General features: G+C 33.2%; 17 protein-coding genes and 1 pseudogene. 10 read left to right on the plus strand and 8 right to left on the minus strand.

Annotated features, from left to right (window positions below; all coding sequences use genetic code 11):
* Positions 1–129: 129 nt before the first annotated feature.
* The 5 genes and pseudogenes from ES677_RS02565 to ES677_RS02580 all read left to right on the plus strand — a co-directional run bounded on the left by ES677_RS02565 (position 130) and on the right by ES677_RS02580 (position 6,361).
* The gene (locus ES677_RS02565; RefSeq protein ID WP_148368128.1) at positions 130–1,515 is read left to right on the plus strand and encodes a tetratricopeptide repeat protein; all 1,386 of its coding nucleotides are present in this window, start codon (positions 130–132) and stop codon (positions 1,513–1,515) included.
* Positions 1,516–1,569: 54 nt separating this feature from the next.
* Positions 1,570–2,577 carry an undecaprenyl phosphate translocase family protein gene (locus ES677_RS02570; protein WP_148380346.1) on the plus strand — a complete coding sequence of 336 codons (1,008 nt, stop codon included), beginning with the start codon at positions 1,570–1,572 and terminating at the stop codon, positions 2,575–2,577.
* Positions 2,578–3,588 (plus strand): annotated as a pseudogene (locus ES677_RS15595) (DUF368 domain-containing protein); the annotation flags it as partial.
* Positions 3,589–3,594: 6 nt separating this feature from the next.
* A complete protein-coding gene (locus ES677_RS15600) occupies positions 3,595–4,326 on the plus strand; it encodes a shikimate dehydrogenase family protein (protein WP_246124351.1) in 732 nt (243 codons plus the stop codon).
* Positions 4,327–4,435: 109 nt separating this feature from the next.
* A complete protein-coding gene (locus ES677_RS02580) occupies positions 4,436–6,361 on the plus strand; it encodes a DUF349 domain-containing protein (RefSeq protein ID WP_148368131.1) in 1,926 nt (641 codons plus the stop codon).
* A 335-nt stretch (positions 6,362–6,696) separates the two neighbouring features.
* On the opposite strand, the gene mazG is transcribed toward ES677_RS02580, so the two are convergent.
* The 4 genes from mazG to ruvX all read right to left on the minus strand — a co-directional run bounded on the left by mazG (position 6,697) and on the right by ruvX (position 9,126).
* Positions 6,697–7,470, minus strand: coding sequence for a nucleoside triphosphate pyrophosphohydrolase (gene mazG, locus ES677_RS02585; RefSeq protein ID WP_148380348.1), 774 nt, complete (start codon positions 7,468–7,470; stop codon positions 6,697–6,699).
* 96 nt (positions 7,471–7,566) lie between these two features.
* Positions 7,567–7,986 (minus strand): DUF5606 family protein, encoded by a 420-nt coding sequence (locus tag ES677_RS02590; protein WP_148368133.1) that lies wholly within the window; start codon positions 7,984–7,986, stop codon positions 7,567–7,569.
* Between the two features lie 57 nt (positions 7,987–8,043).
* The gene (def, locus tag ES677_RS02595) at positions 8,044–8,634 is read right to left on the minus strand and encodes a peptide deformylase (protein ID WP_148380349.1); all 591 of its coding nucleotides are present in this window, start codon (positions 8,632–8,634) and stop codon (positions 8,044–8,046) included.
* Between the two features lie 81 nt (positions 8,635–8,715).
* Positions 8,716–9,126 carry a Holliday junction resolvase RuvX gene (gene ruvX / locus ES677_RS02600; protein ID WP_148368135.1) on the minus strand — a complete coding sequence of 137 codons (411 nt, stop codon included), beginning with the start codon at positions 9,124–9,126 and terminating at the stop codon, positions 8,716–8,718.
* Positions 9,127–9,350: 224 nt separating this feature from the next.
* Here ruvX and ES677_RS02605 point away from each other — a divergent pair, with 224 nt between their 5' ends.
* From ES677_RS02605 to ES677_RS02620, 4 genes are all read left to right on the plus strand, one after another.
* A complete protein-coding gene (locus tag ES677_RS02605; RefSeq protein ID WP_148380350.1) occupies positions 9,351–10,166 on the plus strand; it encodes a 2,3,4,5-tetrahydropyridine-2,6-dicarboxylate N-succinyltransferase in 816 nt (271 codons plus the stop codon).
* A 61-nt stretch (positions 10,167–10,227) separates the two neighbouring features.
* Positions 10,228–11,274 carry a glycosyltransferase family 9 protein gene (locus ES677_RS02610; protein ID WP_148380351.1) on the plus strand — a complete coding sequence of 349 codons (1,047 nt, stop codon included), beginning with the start codon at positions 10,228–10,230 and terminating at the stop codon, positions 11,272–11,274.
* Positions 11,274–12,362 (plus strand): UDP-N-acetylglucosamine 2-epimerase, encoded by a 1,089-nt coding sequence (locus tag ES677_RS02615; protein ID WP_148368138.1) that lies wholly within the window; start codon positions 11,274–11,276, stop codon positions 12,360–12,362. The genes ES677_RS02610 and ES677_RS02615 overlap by 1 nt, the downstream gene beginning before the upstream one ends.
* Positions 12,359–13,114, plus strand: a complete 756-nt coding sequence (locus ES677_RS02620; protein ID WP_148368139.1) for a glycosyltransferase family 2 protein — start codon at positions 12,359–12,361, stop codon at positions 13,112–13,114. The genes ES677_RS02615 and ES677_RS02620 overlap by 4 nt, the downstream gene beginning before the upstream one ends.
* Position 13,115: 1 nt before the next feature.
* Here the strand turns inward: ES677_RS02620 and ES677_RS02625 are convergent, their stop codons facing one another.
* The 3 genes from ES677_RS02625 to ES677_RS02635 all read right to left on the minus strand — a co-directional run bounded on the left by ES677_RS02625 (position 13,116) and on the right by ES677_RS02635 (position 15,685).
* The gene (locus tag ES677_RS02625) at positions 13,116–13,877 is read right to left on the minus strand and encodes a lipopolysaccharide kinase InaA family protein (protein WP_148368140.1); all 762 of its coding nucleotides are present in this window, start codon (positions 13,875–13,877) and stop codon (positions 13,116–13,118) included.
* A gap of 107 nt (positions 13,878–13,984) precedes the next feature.
* A complete protein-coding gene (locus tag ES677_RS02630) occupies positions 13,985–14,782 on the minus strand; it encodes a glycosyltransferase family 2 protein (RefSeq protein ID WP_317130602.1) in 798 nt (265 codons plus the stop codon).
* Positions 14,783–14,785: 3 nt separating this feature from the next.
* Entirely contained in the window at positions 14,786–15,685 is a 900-nt protein-coding gene (locus tag ES677_RS02635; RefSeq protein WP_148380352.1) for a hypothetical protein, read from the minus strand.
* A gap of 92 nt (positions 15,686–15,777) precedes the next feature.
* Between ES677_RS02635 and ES677_RS02640 the strand changes: the two genes are divergently transcribed.
* On the plus strand, positions 15,778–16,743 hold the full coding sequence (locus ES677_RS02640; protein ID WP_148368142.1) for a CgeB family protein: 966 nt from the start codon (positions 15,778–15,780) through the stop codon (positions 16,741–16,743).
* Between the two features lie 5 nt (positions 16,744–16,748).
* Here ES677_RS02640 and ES677_RS02645 read toward each other — a convergent pair whose 3' ends face one another.
* Entirely contained in the window at positions 16,749–17,930 is a 1,182-nt protein-coding gene (locus ES677_RS02645) for a glycosyltransferase (protein WP_246124335.1), read from the minus strand.
* Positions 17,931–17,962 lie beyond the last annotated feature (32 nt).

Here is a 17,962-nt window from a genome sequence, read left to right on the forward strand (position 1 = left end):
AAAGTAGAACACCCAAAGCGAACATCATTTTTAAGGATGTTCATTACTTTGTTAAAAACATTTGCGTAAAAGACGCTTTAAACTACAATTGAGCGTTACATTTATTACTAGAATGGTAAACTATGACCTATGGAATTTAGCCAAGAAGAGAATAATAAAATACCGTTATCGAGATTTGAGTCTATGTTGAAAACAAATAATGTTTTGTTTTTTGATTCGAATGAGTTCGAAAATATAATTCACCACTATCTTAACCAAGGAAAAGTTGCTTTAGCAAAAAAAGCGATTAAACTTGGTTTAGAGCAGCACCCCACTTCTGTTAATTTAAAATTATTTAAAACGGAGGTTTTTATTTTCGAAAACGAACTAGATAAAGCAAATAACTTGCTTGATCAATTATATGTTTTAGAGCCTTCAAACGAAGAGATTTATATTCAGAAAGCCAATGTGCTCTCTAAAGAAAATAATCATCAAAAAGCAATTAATGTGCTCAAAAAGGCACTGACTTTAACCGATGACGCCGCCGATTTATATTCATTGATCGGTATGGAGTATCTTTTTCTAGATCAGTTTGAGAATGCCAGAGATCATTTTATGAAATGCCTAGAAGCCGATCCTGAAGATTACTCAGCATTATATAACGTTATTTATTGTTTTGACTTTTTAGAGCAAAGTGATGAAGCGATTGATTATTTAAATCTCTATTTAGAAACAAACCCTTATTGCGAAGTGGCATGGCATCAATTAGGTAAGCAATACGCGTCGTTAAAGGAATATGAGAAAGCATTAAGAGCGTTTGATTTTGCCATAATTTCTGACGATACTTTTGTTGGTGCTTACATAGAAAAAGGTCGCGTTTTAGAACGTTTAAAGCGTTTTAATGAAGCAATTGAGAATTATACCATAACGCTAACCTTAGAGGATCCTACATCGTTTGCACTATTGCGAATTGCTAACTGTTACGAGAAGCTAGGCGAAAAAAAATTAGCCGTTCAATATTATTTTAAAACAGTACATGAAGATCCTTTATTAGATAAAGGATGGATTGCTATTACGAAGTTTTATTGCAAATTAAAAAACTATCAAAAAGCATTATATTACATTAATAAGGCTATTAATTTAGACATGGAGAATGTAAATTATTGGAAGTTGTATGCGAAAATAAATTACCGTTTAAACTTTTTAGAAGAAGCTGAAATTGGTTATAAACGCGCTATAGAACTTGGTAATTATGAATTAGACACGTGGCTACAACGTTCAGATTTACTTAAAATGTTAGGGGAACCCGAAGCGGCAACCTTTAATTTACTCCAGGCTGGTCAGTTTTACCCTGAAAACGCAGAAATAGAGTTTAGATTAGCTGGTTTATATTTTTCACTGTTAGAATTTGAAAAATCAAGTTACCACTTAAATAACGCAATGCGTTTTGATGCGGATCAAATTATTATTTTAGAGGAACTTTTCCCTGATATATACCAGTCTATTGAGGTTAAGAACCTACTAAAAAAACGGTAATATCATAATCGGATACTTTAATTTACATACCTTTGATGGAGTTAAAATTAAAAAATGCAAAGACGATTATCCGATTATTTTATTATAGCGCTTAAAGGCGTAGCAATGGGAGCAGCCGACGCTGTGCCTGGGGTTTCTGGAGGTACCATAGCTTTTATTTCTGGTATTTACGAAGAATTAATTACGACGATTAGTAACATAAATCTATCGTTATTTAAAACACTTAAAAATCACGGTTTTAAAGCGTTTTGGAAACAGGCCAACGGTAACTTTATTTTAGCCCTATTAACAGGAATTATTATTAGTTTTATCTCCTTTATGCGATTGGCTAAGTATTTAATCGAGTACCATCCGGTGCTCATTTGGTCTTTCTTTTTTGGTTTAATAGTGGTGAGCATTTACTTTGTTGGTAAACAAATAACGCAATGGAAAGCCACTACTTTTGCGGCCTTAATAATTGGCGCAATCTCTGCTTACTATATTACTGGCTTACCCGCACTTGCCGGAAACAGCCATCCTTTATACTTATTATTTGCTGGAGCTATTGCCATCTGCGCCATGATTTTACCAGGTATTTCAGGATCTTTTATCCTTGTTATTTTAGGTGCTTATAAAACGTTAAGTGATGCTTTTTACGATTTCAATCTTAAAAAAATTGGTCTATTTGCTTTAGGTGCCGTTATTGGTTTATTAAGTTTTAGTCGTATTTTAAAATGGTTATTTAACAATTATAAAAACACAACGTTAGCTGTGCTAACTGGTTTTATTTTTGGTTCACTTAATAAAGTGTGGCCTTGGAAAAAAACAATGACCGTTATGGCCGACCAATCTGGTGAAGTTGTCTATTTCAGTACAGTTTCAAACCTTGGAACGTTGTCCGTGTTGCAAAAGAGTACCGATGATTTTGAGTCTTACAAAACCATTATTGAAAACAGCGTTTTTCCTATTGAATATTCAGAAATTAATAATCATATAGATCCACAAACTTTACCAGCAATAGGATTCATGATTGCCGGTTTTTTAACTATCTTCATTCTAGAAAAAATCGGTACAAGAGAATAAATGGAGAATACTAGAACCTTTTCAGATAAGTTTTTTCTAGTCTTAAAAGGGCTAGTTATGGGCGCCGCCAATAAAGTTCCTGGTGTCTCTGGTGGAGTGGTCGCGTTTGTTGCTGGTTTTTACGAAGAGTTTATCTATTCGCTACAGAAGGTGAATGGTAAAGCCTTTAAACTTCTAGTTTCGGGCCGATTTAAATCGTTTTACACTTACGTTAATGGCCGCTTTTTAGGTCTTCTGTTTTCAGGAATGATAATCAGTTATTTTAGCATTTCGAAATTATTAGATTATCTTATAAAGCATTACGAGCTCTATGTTTGGAGTGTGTTCTTCGGAATGATAATCGCTTCCATCTACTCTATTGGTAAAGAATTTAAAGATTGGAAAATAACAACCTATTTGGCATTGTGCATAGGTACTCTCATAGGGATAAGTATTAGTTTTTTAGACCCTGCGACCGAAAATGACAATCTATTATTCGTGTTTTTCTGTGGTATTATTAGCGTGTCAGGGATGACACTTCCCGGTTTTTCAGGCTCCTTTATATTAATTCTATTAGGCAATTATGTTTTGCTTCTTGTAGACTCCGTAAACGCCCTATTTGATACTTTCTACGAGATTTTTAGTGGCGATTTCAGTTTTACAAGTAACCTAGAACGTATTAAAATGCTTAAGGTATTAGCTGTTTTTACTTTGGGCTCCGTAGTGGGGTTGGTCACTTTTTCTCATATTCTAAACTATATTTTAAAACATTATAAGAGCATTAGTTTGGCCTCTATTTTAGGATTTATTGTTGGCTCTTTAGGCGTTGTTTGGCCATGGAAAAACACCGTTTTTAAAACAGATGATGCGGGAGTCTTAATGCAAGACACTAACGGTAAACATATTATTGAAAACTACGAACGCTATTTACCGGCACTCAATACCGAGTCAGCCATCGCCGTTTCGTATGTTATTCTAGGTATTATTATTGTTTTGGCGTTAGAGTACTATGGTCATAAAACTAGACAATCTAAACGTATATTTGGGTTAGTAGGAAAAAACATAGACTACTCCTTCTCTAGGACTTATTTTAAAAATAAATTTAAAGCTGAAGCTGTACGCGATGCTTCGTATGTAAACTTTGACATTGCAACTATTAGCGCCTTTGAAAACTCTGTAAAATTAACACCACATTTAAAAGGCTTGAATGTTACTATTCCGTACAAAGAAACGATTATTCCTTACTTGGGTGCGTTGAGTCCCGATGCACAACGTATTGGTGCTGTTAACACTATTAAAATTGATAAAAGCGGAAAATATATTGGTTATAACACCGATTTTTACGGCTTTAAAAAAGTATTGCAACCCTATTTGCAAACAGCACATTCTAAAGCGCTAATTTTTGGTACTGGAGGTGCAAGTAAGGCGGTTGCATTTGCTTTAGAAGAGCTTGGTATTAGCTATCAATTAGTGTCCAGATTAGCTTCAAATAGCGCTACATTAACTTACAAGACACTTTCCGAAGAAGACATTAAAAGCCATTTAATACTCATCAATTGCACACCTTTAGGCACGCATCCAAATACCGATGTTTGTCCAGATATTCCTTATAATAGCATCACAAAAACACATGTTTTATTCGATTTAATCTATAATCCGGAGAAAACAAAATTTTTGGCCTTAGGAGAGAAGCAAAACGCCACAATTATTAACGGTTTAAAAATGTTAGAATATCAAGCCGAAAAGGCGTGGGAGATTTGGAATACATAAACCTACATTAAAAAGTCTTTAATATTAATTACTTAGCCCTTTGTAAATACTGAACTTTTAGTATCTTTAAAGTCTAAAATATTATGTGATAACCCTTAACATTTTAAAAATGTCAGAGCAAGATAACCTGCAAAATGCAGATGGAAAAGAAGAAAATACAGACCAATTAGAGTCTCGTAATACCGTTGAATCTCAACAAGAAAACAACAACGAAAACGCTGTAAATGAAACAGATGTAGACGATGTTCTAAATGAAATCGATGCTTCCAATGCAGAAGATGCAGAAGATGTAGACAATAGTGAAAGGCATTCTATCGAATTGAAAGATTACCCAGAACTATCGTTAGACGAATTGGTTATCGAACTTGAGAACTTGCTTAAAAACCACAAAGTTCAAGCTATAAAAACACAGGTTGAAGGCATTAAAAGCGAATTTAATGACCAATTCAACACGTTATTAGAAGAAAAGAAAGAGGAATTTATTAGCCAAGGTGGCAACATAATAGATTTTAAATATTCTACACCCATAAAACGGGCTTTTAACGACGCTTATAAAGAGTACAGATCTCGCACTAGTGCTTATTATAATGGGCTTGAAAAAAACTTAAAAACTAATTTATCGACGCGTTTAGAAATTATTGAAGAGATTAAAGCATTAACTGACGATGCTGAAACTTCTATGAATTCTAAGTATAAAGCGTTTAAAGACTTACAAGACCGTTGGAAAACCGCTGGGCCAATTCCTAGAGACAAATACAATAATGCTTGGAATAGCTACCACTTTAATGTAGAGCGTTTTTACGAGTTATTACATTTAGATCGCGATTTACGCGATAAGGATTTCGAACATAATCTTATTCAGAAAATAAAAATTATAGATCGTGCTGAAGAATTAGCTACAGACGATAATACCAATCGCTCATTTAGAGAGTTGCAGGTTTTACATAAGTTATGGAAAGAGGATTTAGGTCCTGTAGCCAAAGAACATCGCGATTTAATCTGGGATCGTTTCAAACAAGCTACTAAAGTTATTAACGATAAACGTCAGGCTTATTACGACAAGCAAGATGAAGTATACGAGAAAAACCTTGTTGAAAAAGAAGAAATAATCACTAAAATTGAAGCCCTTTCTACTCAGGAAGTAAAATCGCATAGCGAATGGCAAAATAAAATTAAAGAAGTTGAAGTCTTAAGAAATGCCTTTTTTAAAGCAGGTAAAGTGCCTATTAAAGTTAATGAAGCCACGTGGACTAAGTTTAAAGAAGCGGTACGTGCTTTTAACAGAAATAAAAATGCATTTTACAAAAGTCTAAAGAAAGATCAATTTGATAATTTAAGTCAAAAACAAGCTTTAATTAAAATTGCCGAAGACAATAAAGACACTGAGGATTTCGATACGGTTACGCCACTAATGAAGAAAATTCAAGGCGACTGGAAACGTATTGGCCACGTACCAAGAAAAGACAGCGATAAAATCTGGAAACAGTTTAAAGCCGCTTGCAATCATTATTTTGACAGAGTTCATCATTTAAGAAATGCAGCAAGTGCAGAAGAAGAACAAGCACTTACTGAGAAAGAAGCTCTTTTAAACGAAGTTAAAAATGTTGAATTAAAAGGCATCCAAAAAGAAGATTTAACCACAATAACCGGTTATATCTCTCAATGGAAAAATATTGGTCGCGTTCCTGGTAAAAAACGTAAAATTGAAAATGACTTTAACGCTGTGTTAGATGGTTTATTCAATCATTTAGATATGAATAAAAAAGAAGTTGAAATGCTGAAATTTGAAAATAAACTTCAAGATTTATCGTCGGCTGAAGATTCTAGATTTTTAGACAATGAGCGTTCTTTTATTAGAAAAAAGGTAGATGAAATTAAATCTGAAATTATTCAGTTGGAAAACAATTTACAATTCTTTAATAACCCCGATAAAACGAATCCTCTGGTAAAATCGGTTTACGATAATATCAAAAAGCAAAAAGATGCTTTAGAAATTTGGAAATCAAAACTTAGAAAAATAAAAGACTTATACTAAATATAATACTTAGTTTAACTTATAAAGACTCACTCTGTGGGTCTTTTTTTATGTTTCACAATTAGAAACTATTTAGTTAATAATTTCAATTCTTACAATTGAGGTTACAAAACGTTATAAAAAATCAAATCCTGCTTATCTAAAACGACAAGCAGGATTTTGACTCCTAACTAAACTAACCAATTATTTCTTATATAAGAATAAGAGATAATATATCTATAAAAATGACATCTTAAAAGTTTATGCTATTAACCAATTATTTACCTATGAAAGATGATGTCATTTAATACTATATACGCAGCAAAAACAGTTTTGGATTTTTTAGGCCAAAAAAATTAAAGTTTTTTGGCTTCTTCCCAAAACACATCCATTTCTGCAAGTGTCATATCCTTCAATTCTTTACCTAATCCTTTCGCTTTCCGCTCTAAATACTCAAAGCGCGATTTAAACTTTTTGTTGGTGCGTTCGAGTGCGTTTTCCGGGTTAATTTTTAAAAATCTAGCATAATTAACTAAAGAAAATAAAACATCTCCAAATTCGCTTTCCATAGCGTCTGTATCGTTTTTAGCTATCTCGACTTTAAACTCCTCCAGCTCCTCCTCTACTTTTTCCCAAACTTGTTCTGGTTGTTCCCAATCGAAACCTACACCCGCCACTTTATCTTGTATTCGTGTTGCTTTTACCAAAGCTGGCAAGCTCTTCGGAACCCCCTCTAACACACTATTTTTACCCTCTTTTAATTTTAAATTTTCCCAATTACGCTTTACTTCGTCTTCATCTTTTACGGTAACATCGCCATAAATATGCGGGTGACGGTAAATTAATTTATCACAAATACTGTTGCAAACATCGCCAATATCAAAACTATTCTTTTCGCTTCCTATTTTAGAATAGAATACCAAATGTAATAGTACATCTCCCAATTCTTTTTTTACTTCCTCTAAATCGTTATCTAAAATAGCATCTCCTAATTCGTAGGTTTCCTCGATGGTTAGCGGTCTTAGGCTTGCCATAGTTTGTTTTTTGTCCCAAGGACATTGCGCTCTTAGCTCGTCCATAATTGTTAATAAACGATCGAATGCTTGTAATTGATTGGCTCTAGAATTCATAAAAATAAAGTTTTTGCAAAAGTACAACTAATAATAAAGTAGAAACAAAAAATCCAGCAAATTGCTGGATTTTTAAACGTTTTAAAAGGAGAGAATCTATTCTTCTTCGTCAGCCGTAACTGCTTCTTCTTCAAAATTCAATAAGTCATTTTTTTGTAGCATATTATACCATTGCATCACTTTTTTAATGTCGCTAGCATACACACGATCTTCATCGTAATCTGGCAATACTTCGAAGAAATACTCTTCTAATTTATCTTTACTTTCTTTATGGCTCACGCTCGTTTGTGCACCATTTTCTTTGTCTTTAATTTTATTAAGCACCTCTTTTAACGGTACCTCTGCTGTTAAAGTATAAATAGCGATTTCACTTAACACACTAACGTTTTGTTGTATTCCAACCGATATACGACGGTTATCGATTAATGATTCTGCTACAAAACCGCCTCTAGTTTGTGCGACTAACTTATATAATCCTGGCTTTCCAGAAACTGCTAAAATTTTATCTAATCCCATAGTCTATTATTTTTAAAGATTGCAAATATGAAGTGTTCGTCTCTTATTTACAAATTTTTATCGTTTCTTTTTCATATTTGGAAAACGCATACGGTAATCCACATTAATTTTCCCTTTTGAAATATTGAGTAATTTACTTTTTATAAGGCGTTTTTTTAATGACGACAACCTGTCGGTAAATAAAACACCCTCGATATGATCGTACTCGTGTTGAAATACACGCGCTGCCAATCCTGATAATTCTAAAGTATGCGGTTTAAAGTCTTCGTCTACATATTCCACTTTAATATTTGGTTTTCTAAACACATCTTCTCGAACGTCTGGAATACTTAAACACCCTTCGTTAAAAGCCCATTCGTCTCCAGATTCCTCTAAGATTACTGGGTTTATAAAGGTGTGTTTAAAACTTTCTAGAAATTTACGCTCCTCTTCTTCTAAAACCTCGTCGTCTGCAAAGGGTGAAGCGTCTACCAAAAACATACGTATTGGTAAACCTACTTGTGGCGCCGCTAGGCCAACACCGAATGCACCGTGCATAGTTTCTTCCATATTCGCTATTACCTCCTTTAAATTAGCGTAATCTTCTGCGATTTCTTTTGCTTTTTGTTTCAAAACTGGATCGCCATAAGCGACTATTGGTAGTACCATTACTTATAAATTTTAATATCTTATTCTATTTTTTTACTATATTTTCATCCCTTATCATCTCGATTGTCTTTGGGTCTCTTTTTACTTGTTATACAAGTAACTTTGTAAGATAATGGTGGCGCTAATTTCGTCTAATAACGCTTTATTCTGACGTTTTTTTTTCTTTAATCCACTATCGATTAAGGTCTGTACTGCCATTTTCGAAGTGAAACGCTCATCGATACGTTTTATTGGAATTTCAGGAAAAAAGGTGCGTAATTGACTAACAAAAGGTGCTATTAAAATTTCACTCTCGCTGGCTTCGTTATTCATTTGTTTAGGTTCGCCCACTAAAAATAATTCTACACTATTCTTTTTTGTATAGTCTTTTAAAAAATCAATGAGCTCTTTGGTAGGCACAGTGGTTAATCCCGAAGCGATAATTTGCAGATCGTCGGTAACCGCTAAGCCTGTTCTTACCTTTCCATAATCTATTGCTAGAATTTGAGCCATTTTGTATTTTTTTATGCAAATTTAAGGTTTATATCCTTATTAGATTAATTATTGCGCCAAATTTAAATGTAGTGGTTATATTTGCGTGAAGGATTGTAGTGGCATCCTTTTTAATTTTAACAAAAATTAAAAAGATATAACGAAAAGCCTGACCTTTAGGGCACGCCCAAAGTATTCAAAACGCCTTGCACTCCCCTTTTTACAGATTTACAAAATTATTTATAATGAAAGATTTACAACAAATTATAGAAAATGCTTGGAACGACCGCGCATTATTAAACGACAAACAAACCACCGATGCGATTAGAAAAGTGGTGCAATTACTAGACGACGGCGCGTTACGTGTCGCGGAACCTACAGATTCTGGGTGGCAGGTTAACGAATGGGTGAAAAAAGCTGTGGTATTGTATTTTCCGATACAGAAAATGGAAACAATGGAGGCTGGAATTTTCGAATATCATGATAAAATTCCATTAAAAAAGGGCTATGCAGAAAAAGGCATTCGTGTGGTACCAAACGCGATTGCGAGACACGGCGCCTATATTTCGGCGGGTGTGATTTTAATGCCGAGTTACGTAAATATTGGTGCGTATGTCGATGAGGGTACGATGGTAGATACGTGGGCCACGGTGGGAAGTTGTGCGCAGATTGGCAAAAATGTTCACCTTTCGGGCGGTGTTGGTATTGGCGGAGTTTTAGAACCTTTACAAGCGGCGCCGGTAATTATTGAAGATGGTGCTTTTATTGGTTCGCGCTGTATTGTTGTGGAAGGCGTTCGTGTGGAAAAAGAAGCCGTTTTAGGTGCTAATGTAGTCCTAACGATGAGCACAAAAATTATAGATGTTACGGGAGATGAGCCCGTGGAAACGAAAGGCCTTGTGCCGGCACGTTCTGTGGTAATTCCTGGTAGTTATACCAAAAAATTTCCAGCAGGGGAGTTTCAAGTACCTTGTGCTTTAATTATTGGAAAACGTAAGGAGAGTACAAATAAAAAAACCTCTTTAAATGATGCTTTACGTGAGTATAATGTGGCGGTTTAGAGATTTTTATAATATTAAATTTAGTATTTAAATCTTAGTAATGAGATTTTAAATTGGACGTATGAAAATTTTAGTTATACAGCAAAAAATGATTGGCGATGTGCTTACTACAAGTATATTGTTGGAATCGTTACGTAAAAGATATCCTGCTGCCGAACTGCATTATCTTATTAATTCGCATACTCTGGCCGTTGTAGACAACAACCCCTTTATCGATAAATTTATTTTTGTTACACCCAATATCGAAGCGTCTAAAATTGATTTTTATAAATTTTTAAAAACAATTAAAGCTGAAGACTATGATATTACCATTGATGCTTATGGAAAATTAAGCAGTACTCTTATTTCTTATTTCTCTAAAGCTAAAATGAGGATTGCTTACTATAAAAAATATACTGCGTTTTTACTTACACACCCTATTGAAAGAATTCAAACACCAAAACACCACAGCAGCTTAGCTCTAGAAAATCGCTTCAGGCTACTAGAACCTTTAAATATAAGTTTTAAGGACATACAACCACAAATATATTTAAAACCTAATGAAATTGAAGGAGCAAAAACACTATTAGCGGCATCTGGTATAGATTTGGAAAAACCTTTATTTATGATCAGTGTTTTGGGCAGTAATGCTACAAAAACGTATCCTTTTAAATATATGGCTACCCTTTTAAATACGATTGCACATACAGTCGAAAATGCGCAAATACTCTTTAATTATATACCAAGCCAAAGGGTACAAGCTGAAGCCATTTACAAGAACTGCTTACCTGAAACTAAAGCACATATTTTTTTAGATGTCTATGGCAAAAGTTTAAGAGAATTTTTAGCAATTACAAGTCTATGTACTGCTTTAATAGGCAATGAAGGTGGTGCCAACAATATGGCCAAAGCTTTATCTTTACCAACATTTACCATCTTTTCACCTTATTTAAATAAGAAGAATTGGTTTGGAGATAATGAAACAAAACAACATATCGCCGTCCACCTTTCTGATTATATAGCCTATGATATTAGTTTAGCAAAAAAGCAACCGCGAGAGTATTATTTAAAATTTAAACCTAATTTTATATCTGAGAAGCTTATTTCATTTTTAAAAATCAATATCTAATGCATTATAAATTTCTAATATACATATCGCACAGCTACTCAGTACCTATTGGTTTGCCTTTAGAAAAAGAGATTATAAAAAGAGGTTATAAAGTACAATGGTTTAGCGACATTAAAGAAGGGCACGTTGCTTTACATAGTAAAGAAAATGTATTAGAAAATATTAAAGACGTAATCGCTTATGAACCACATATTGTTTTAACGGCTACAAACGAGGTCCCCGATTTTATTAGTGGGATTAAAGTTCAGATTTTTCATGGGTTTCTTACCTATAAAAGACCTGAAAAGAAAAACGGAGATGCGCATTTTAGAATTCGAGGGTTTTTCGATTTATACTGTACGCAAGGGCCATCGACAACAACAGGTTTTAAACGGCAACAGAAACAAAATCCTTCTTTTGAAGTTATAGAAACGGGCTGGGCTAAGGTAGATCCTTTGTTTCCGTTGGAAGACGTTAGTACCACTAGTGATTTACCAACTATTTTTATAGCCTCCACCTTTACCCCGCGCTTAAGCTTGGCTTACAACGCTGCTGTTTTTAACGAAATTAAGAAGTTATCGAGCACTGGGCAATTTAAATTTATGATGGTTTTACACCCAAAACTTCCTGAGGATATTAAGCAAAAATGGCATGCGTTAAATAATGAACACTTTCAATATTATGACACGACAGACCTTGTGCCTTTATTTAAAAAAGCGGATATTATGTTTGCTGATACAACCTCGGCAATTCAAGAATTTTTATTACAAAAAAAACCCGTAGTTACTTTTAACCATACGTTTAATCATAATTATTTAATTAATATTAGTGAAGCATCTCAAATTAAAGAGAGTTTTAAAACGGCCCTCGCAAAACCTCAAAATTTAATTAAAAATATTGCTACTTTTGTTGCGGAATTGCACCCGTATTACGATGGAAAATCCTCAGAAAGAATTGTAGATACCACCATAGAATTCCTGCATAAAGACAAAAGCTATTTAAAAAGAAAGCCCTTAAATTTAATTAGAAAATACAAAATTAGAAAACGTTTAAACTATTTCACTTTTAAGAGTTATTCTAAACCTTATACTAAAAAGCGTAACCTGTGATTAAATTAACTGCTATTATACCCACTAAAAATGAGATCCACAATATTGAGGCGGTCCTTGCTACAGTTGGTTTTGCTGATGAAATTTTAGTAATTGATAGTTATAGCACAGATGGTACTTTTGAAAAAGCGCAAAGTCTTGCAACAACTGTTTTACAACGTAAATTCGATGCCTATAGTGCACAAAAAAACTATGCTATTTCTCAGGCAAAACACGAATGGATTCTTCTTGTTGATGCCGATGAGAGGGTCACTCCTGAATTGCAACAGGAAATACTTTCAGTTTTAAGTTTAAATAACATACCTCACGAGGCTTACAATATAAAACGTATTAATCATTTTATGGGTCAACGCGTGCAGTATAGCGGTTGGCGCAACGATAGTGTGATTAGACTATTTAAAAGAGATTTTTGTAAGTATAATAATAAACAAGTACATGAATCTCTACTCGTAAATGGCTCTACAGGCGTATTAAAGCAAAAGTTTTTACATTATTCTTACCGTAGTTTTAATCTTTATATGGAAAAGATGAATCACTACGCCACTTTACAAGCTAAAGATTACGATAAAAAAACTGGAAAGCTAACACCCTATCATTTTGTGGTAAAACCCTTTTGGGGATTTTTTAAACACTATATTGTTCAAAGTGGTTTTAGGGATGGTTTAGTTGGTTTTACTATTGGTAATGTACAAGCTTATGTTGTATTTATGAGATATGTAAAGCTTTGGTTATTACGCAAAGGAAGAGATTAAATCATTTATTTTTCCAAAACTTTATTTTTTTCTTTAGTCGTCTTCGTCTCTGAAAAGAGTCTTGAAAATCTTGTGTTTCGTACCACATTAAATTAAAAACTTTCTCATAATCTTCAGTGATTAATTTAGCGTATTCATCACTCATAATTTCAATTATACTTTTATGAATAGTCAGTTTTGCGAAGTTTTTAATACGCTTTTCGAAGGACATTGTTTCAAAATTCATTCGGTTTAAATCTACCAGGAAGAATTCGTAATCACCGTTATTATACTTAATTAGGGTATTGCCTGGAGAATGATCTAAAAAGTTAATGCCTTTTTCATGTAGTTGAAATGTAAAATGTGTGAACGCCCTAAGTATTGCTTCGTGATTTGGTATATCTAAATTTTTACACAATTCTCGATAGGTAATATCACAGTCTAATTGTTCACTTATATAATAACTTTTTTCGAAAATTAAATTATTGTTTAATTCATAAAAGGCCACAGGTTCTGGTGTGCCAATCCCTAACTCTTTCAACTTATTGGCATATTCAAAAGAACGTTGTGCTTTACTCTTCCTAAAATATTTATATACAATTTTATTTATAGCATTGGGTTTTTTAAACGACTTGGCATTTAGTGTTTTGTTGTTTAATTTAAACAGTCGCAAACTATTTCTTTCCTGATCTCCAAAAGGCGCACCCTCAGTCTCATAATTCAAAATAAAATAATCTATGGCGTCACTATGAGTTTGGTATGTTGGATTTATTACTCTATGCATTTTTATAATTTCTAACTGATGTTGCTTGAAGTTGATCTTTCGCTCAATACGGGTTTGATTTAGACTGTAAATTTAGTGTTTATTTAGCGTTCACTCATAAAAAGAGTCTATTTCAAATACTTATCTACCCCGTTATTCGTCCACGTTGATTTTTCGGTAATAGTATGCTGTTCTATTTTATCATTTATTTCCAATTTATTTCTCGATTTTTCATTGTGATAAATATGAAATACGATACCGCGATAGCGTAATCTTCTAGCATGTAATCCTATATTATGGTAGCGTAACATTAATTCTGAGTCTTCACGTCCCCAGCCAGAGATATCTTCGTTATATCCATTTACAGCGATAAAATCGGATTTATAATACGAGGTGTTGCACCCTCTAAATTTATTAGAGAAAGCATCACTTTCTTTATACAAAGCACTTAGTATAGGGATATGTAACGCGCGCGTACGTTTTTTTATACCTTGAGAAAAAGCATTAAATTGCACTTGTTTTTTAGAAAACAGTGTGCCTAAATACGGTTTTTGAATGTTTACTCGCGAACCGAACAAATAGGTGTTTGGATTCGCAAATTTTAAATGATCTTGTATAAAATTAGGATGCATTATACAATCGCCATCCACTTGAATAATATAATCGCCACTGGCCTTTGCAATGGCTTTATTTAAAATTTGTGCTTTGCGAAACCCATTATCCTCTTGCCATTCGTGATGCAACGGCATAGATAGTTCGCTTTTGAAACGATCGATTAAGGCTTTGGTTTCGACTGTAGAACCATCGTCGGCAATAATGATTTCGTTTGGTAAAATCGTCTGATTTTTTACACTAAGCAAAACAAGCTCTAGAGCTTCAGGCCAATTATAGGTCGCTATTATTAAGGTATTTGAAATGTATCGCATAATTTAAAAATAAGATTCGAAAGCTATTTTACTCTTTTTAAAAGGGCCTAAAAACTTAAACCATTGTCCGAAATTTTTCTTTAGCAAAAATGATGTAGAAGGCTGTAATTTAGGGTTGCTTTCAATTAAATATTTTATTTCAGTTACATTCTGAGTCGGAAAATAGTCTAAACTCTTCCAAATATGGGGATCTAAATAAAATAGATTTTTAAGCGTTTTATAATTGTCTTTGTTTGCCTTTTTCCATTTTGGAAAAAACTCTTTATTTACTTGGTGACTGTGGCCCCAATTTTCTAACTTAAACGTTAATTCGGCTTCTGTACGCGATAGACACTCGTGCAGCAATACATTATTAGTATAAATTATACGCTCTTTAGTATTTCGCGCACGCTTATAATTAGGGTAATTTGTAGCCAACATTACTTTTGTTGGGGCATCTACAAATAACAATCCGTCGTCTAAATATTTATATATATTGATTAAAAACCCTGCTATTTGTATGGGGTTTGCCTTGGGGTTTTCTAAAAAATGATTCTTTGATTTTAAAGTATCTACAAACTGCTTAAAATCGATAAAAACCTCATCGGCATCTACTTGAATAAACCAATTGCCTTCGCCCATTTTTAACGATAATAAATGGCGCTCTCGGGTATCGTTTTGTATGGTACTAAGTTCTGGTCTGTAAAAATCATCACGGTAAATTTCGATTTTATTATCGACATCCATATCTTCTAACCATTCGTAAAACTCGGGAACGACTGAAAAAGTCGTTCCTTTCCAGGTACGGTAGTCGTGATCTATCGCCAAGTAAATTTTATCCGCTTCATTATACACTGCTGGTATAGACTGTTTTAGTTTGTCGTAATCGTAAGACATTAAAAACCCAACTATAATATTTTTCATAAATTGATTAACTTAGTGCTTCAAAAATAACAAACAATTGCCGATATACTAAACATTATACTATTTTTGATATTAATTATAAAACCGACTAGATGCCTAAAAAAATATGTATTATCAGTTTTGATCATTGGGATTACGATAAACACATCGCTATTGCGCTTAAAAAAAAGGGTATAGATAGTTACCATATTAAAATTGGAAATTACAAACACGCCTCGGTCTTTGATAAAATTACAAACGCACTTAGTAAAGTGTTTTTGAATAAAAATTTAAAAAAACTAAGACGACAGGATTTTATAGTGCACGAATTAGACCGTTTAGGTTTTCAAGATCAGATACTAGTTATTAATCCAGAAGTAATTGATTTAGAACACCATTTACAAATAAAGAAACGCACGAATAAATATATTGCGTATTTATACGACAGTATGGAAAGGAATCCCATTACACACTTACTAGACGGTATTTTCGACTCTATTTATTCTTTTGATGCCAACGACGTTGCCCAATATAATTTTCTGCCTATTACTAATTACAATTATCTTACGGAAGTTATAGATACAGCCAATGAAGTTTACGATGCCGTTTATGTAGGCTCCTTAGATGATAGAGTGCCAAGGTTGATTGATGTGGCAGCACGGTTTAAAAAAATGGACGTCACTTTTAAGTGTCTGATTTTAGGCAAAAACAGAAAACTCGTGGCACTTAAAACAAAAGGGGCTCAATATATTGAATTTAAAGATGACTATATTTCGCAGGAACACTTGATAGAAGAATATAAAAAAGCAAAAGTTATTGTTGATTTTGTCCGCGAAAACCAAACAGGATTAAGTTTCCGTTTTTTTGAAGCTTTAGCCTTAAAAAAGAAAGTGATTACCAATAATAAAAATGTGCTTAATTATTCGTTTTACAACCCTAACAATATTTTTGTAATGGACGAAAGTAATACACTCCCAAGTAAAGATTTTTTCGCCAAAAATTACGAAGAACTAAAGCAGCAAACCTATAATAAATACACTATCGAGAAGTGGATTGAGAAGGTTTTCAACTTAAAATAAATCGCTTATTTTATTAAACTCAACACAGTATCTTCAGTGCTTTTTAAAGAAAAAGGTTCCAGGATATGTTCAGAAAAAGCACTTAAAGTCTCCCAACTTTCTTTATTAGTGTACACTTCAATTATTTTTGCAGCAATTTCTTCTTTGGTATTGGCAACCATTGTATTATGGTGTTTGCCAAAATTAAATCCTTCGGCTCCAATATCTGTAGTGATTAGCGGTAAACTGTATTCTAAGCTCTGCCCTATTTTACCTTTTATTCCGGCTCCATAGCGCAACGGCGCTATAAATAGTCTCGAATTATAAAAATAATCTTCAACCTTGTCTACAAAACCAATAATATTGAATTGATCTGAATGCAATGCTTTAATATCTTCGGTAGCATAACTCCCAATAATATCCACTTTTAATTCAGGAAGCGTTTTCCAAACAATCGGCATAATTTTATCGTGTAAAAACACAATAGCATCTTGGTTTGGTGTGTGTCTAAAATTACCTATAAATAACAAATTACACCTTTTTTCGAAGGGCTTAAAGTTAGCCGTTTTTGGTAAATATTGATGAATATTACTCAACACTTTTATTTGCTCTGGTTTGTTATAATGTTTTAAAAGTAAGCTTTTATCGGTATCTGAAATAGCAATAGTAACATCTGCTTTTTTACTATTACTAGTTTCTAGATTTAAATATTTCTGAGCCTCAATTTTATTATCTTCATTATTATTTAGCTCGTATTCACGCTGTAATCTAACATAATGAAAATCGACCATATCGTAAATTAACTTCACTTTCGGGTTTGCGTTTCTAACAATGCTTTGGTATTTCTCAAAAATATGCGGTCTGTGTAACCACGCATAATTTAATTTTGGAGCAATTAATTTTATAAAACCTTCAATCGTTAACACCTCATCCTTAAAAATAGCGGGTTGGTATACGTTAACGCCCATTTTTTTATAAACTCCAAAATAATCACTTTTATAACGATGCTGCCTGTAATCTGCCAATAAGAAAACACCTATATTATTTTTTAATAAAATTGAAATAATTTCCTTAAGTCTTCTAGAGCCCGAATCTTTATTAAATTCTGGTATAATTTCATCTATAATTAAAACATTCTTTTTTGAAAAAACCAGCGACTCCTCGTTAAAAAAAACACCCTCTTTTAAGAGTTTATTTTTTAATTTCACAAGTCTGATTTGTTTTTTAATATTTTTATACA

Origin of the sequence: Bizionia gelidisalsuginis (assembly GCF_008086185.1) — a bacterium.
Taxonomy (GTDB): domain Bacteria; phylum Bacteroidota; class Bacteroidia; order Flavobacteriales; family Flavobacteriaceae; genus Bizionia; species Bizionia saleffrena.

Coding starts and splice junctions, on each gene's coding strand:
- ES677_RS02565 (WP_148368128.1), top strand. CDS start 130: ATGGAATTTAGCCAAGAAGAGAATAATAAAATACCGTTATCGAGATTT.
- ES677_RS02570 (WP_148380346.1), top strand. CDS start 1,570: ATGCAAAGACGATTATCCGATTATTTTATTATAGCGCTTAAAGGCGTA.
- ES677_RS02580 (WP_148368131.1), top strand. CDS start 4,436: ATGTCAGAGCAAGATAACCTGCAAAATGCAGATGGAAAAGAAGAAAAT.
- mazG (WP_148380348.1), bottom strand. CDS start 7,470: ATGAATTCTAGAGCCAATCAATTACAAGCATTCGATCGTTTATTAACA.
- ES677_RS02590 (WP_148368133.1), bottom strand. CDS start 7,986: ATGGGATTAGATAAAATTTTAGCAGTTTCTGGAAAGCCAGGATTATAT.
- def (WP_148380349.1), bottom strand. CDS start 8,634: ATGGTACTACCAATAGTCGCTTATGGCGATCCAGTTTTGAAACAAAAA.
- ruvX (WP_148368135.1), bottom strand. CDS start 9,126: ATGGCTCAAATTCTAGCAATAGATTATGGAAAGGTAAGAACAGGCTTA.
- ES677_RS02605 (WP_148380350.1), top strand. CDS start 9,351: ATGAAAGATTTACAACAAATTATAGAAAATGCTTGGAACGACCGCGCA.
- ES677_RS02610 (WP_148380351.1), top strand. CDS start 10,228: ATGAAAATTTTAGTTATACAGCAAAAAATGATTGGCGATGTGCTTACT.
- ES677_RS02615 (WP_148368138.1), top strand. CDS start 11,274: ATGCATTATAAATTTCTAATATACATATCGCACAGCTACTCAGTACCT.
- ES677_RS02625 (WP_148368140.1), bottom strand. CDS start 13,877: ATGCATAGAGTAATAAATCCAACATACCAAACTCATAGTGACGCCATA.
- ES677_RS02630 (WP_317130602.1), bottom strand. CDS start 14,782: ATGCGATACATTTCAAATACCTTAATAATAGCGACCTATAATTGGCCT.
- ES677_RS02635 (WP_148380352.1), bottom strand. CDS start 15,685: ATGAAAAATATTATAGTTGGGTTTTTAATGTCTTACGATTACGACAAA.
- ES677_RS02640 (WP_148368142.1), top strand. CDS start 15,778: ATGCCTAAAAAAATATGTATTATCAGTTTTGATCATTGGGATTACGAT.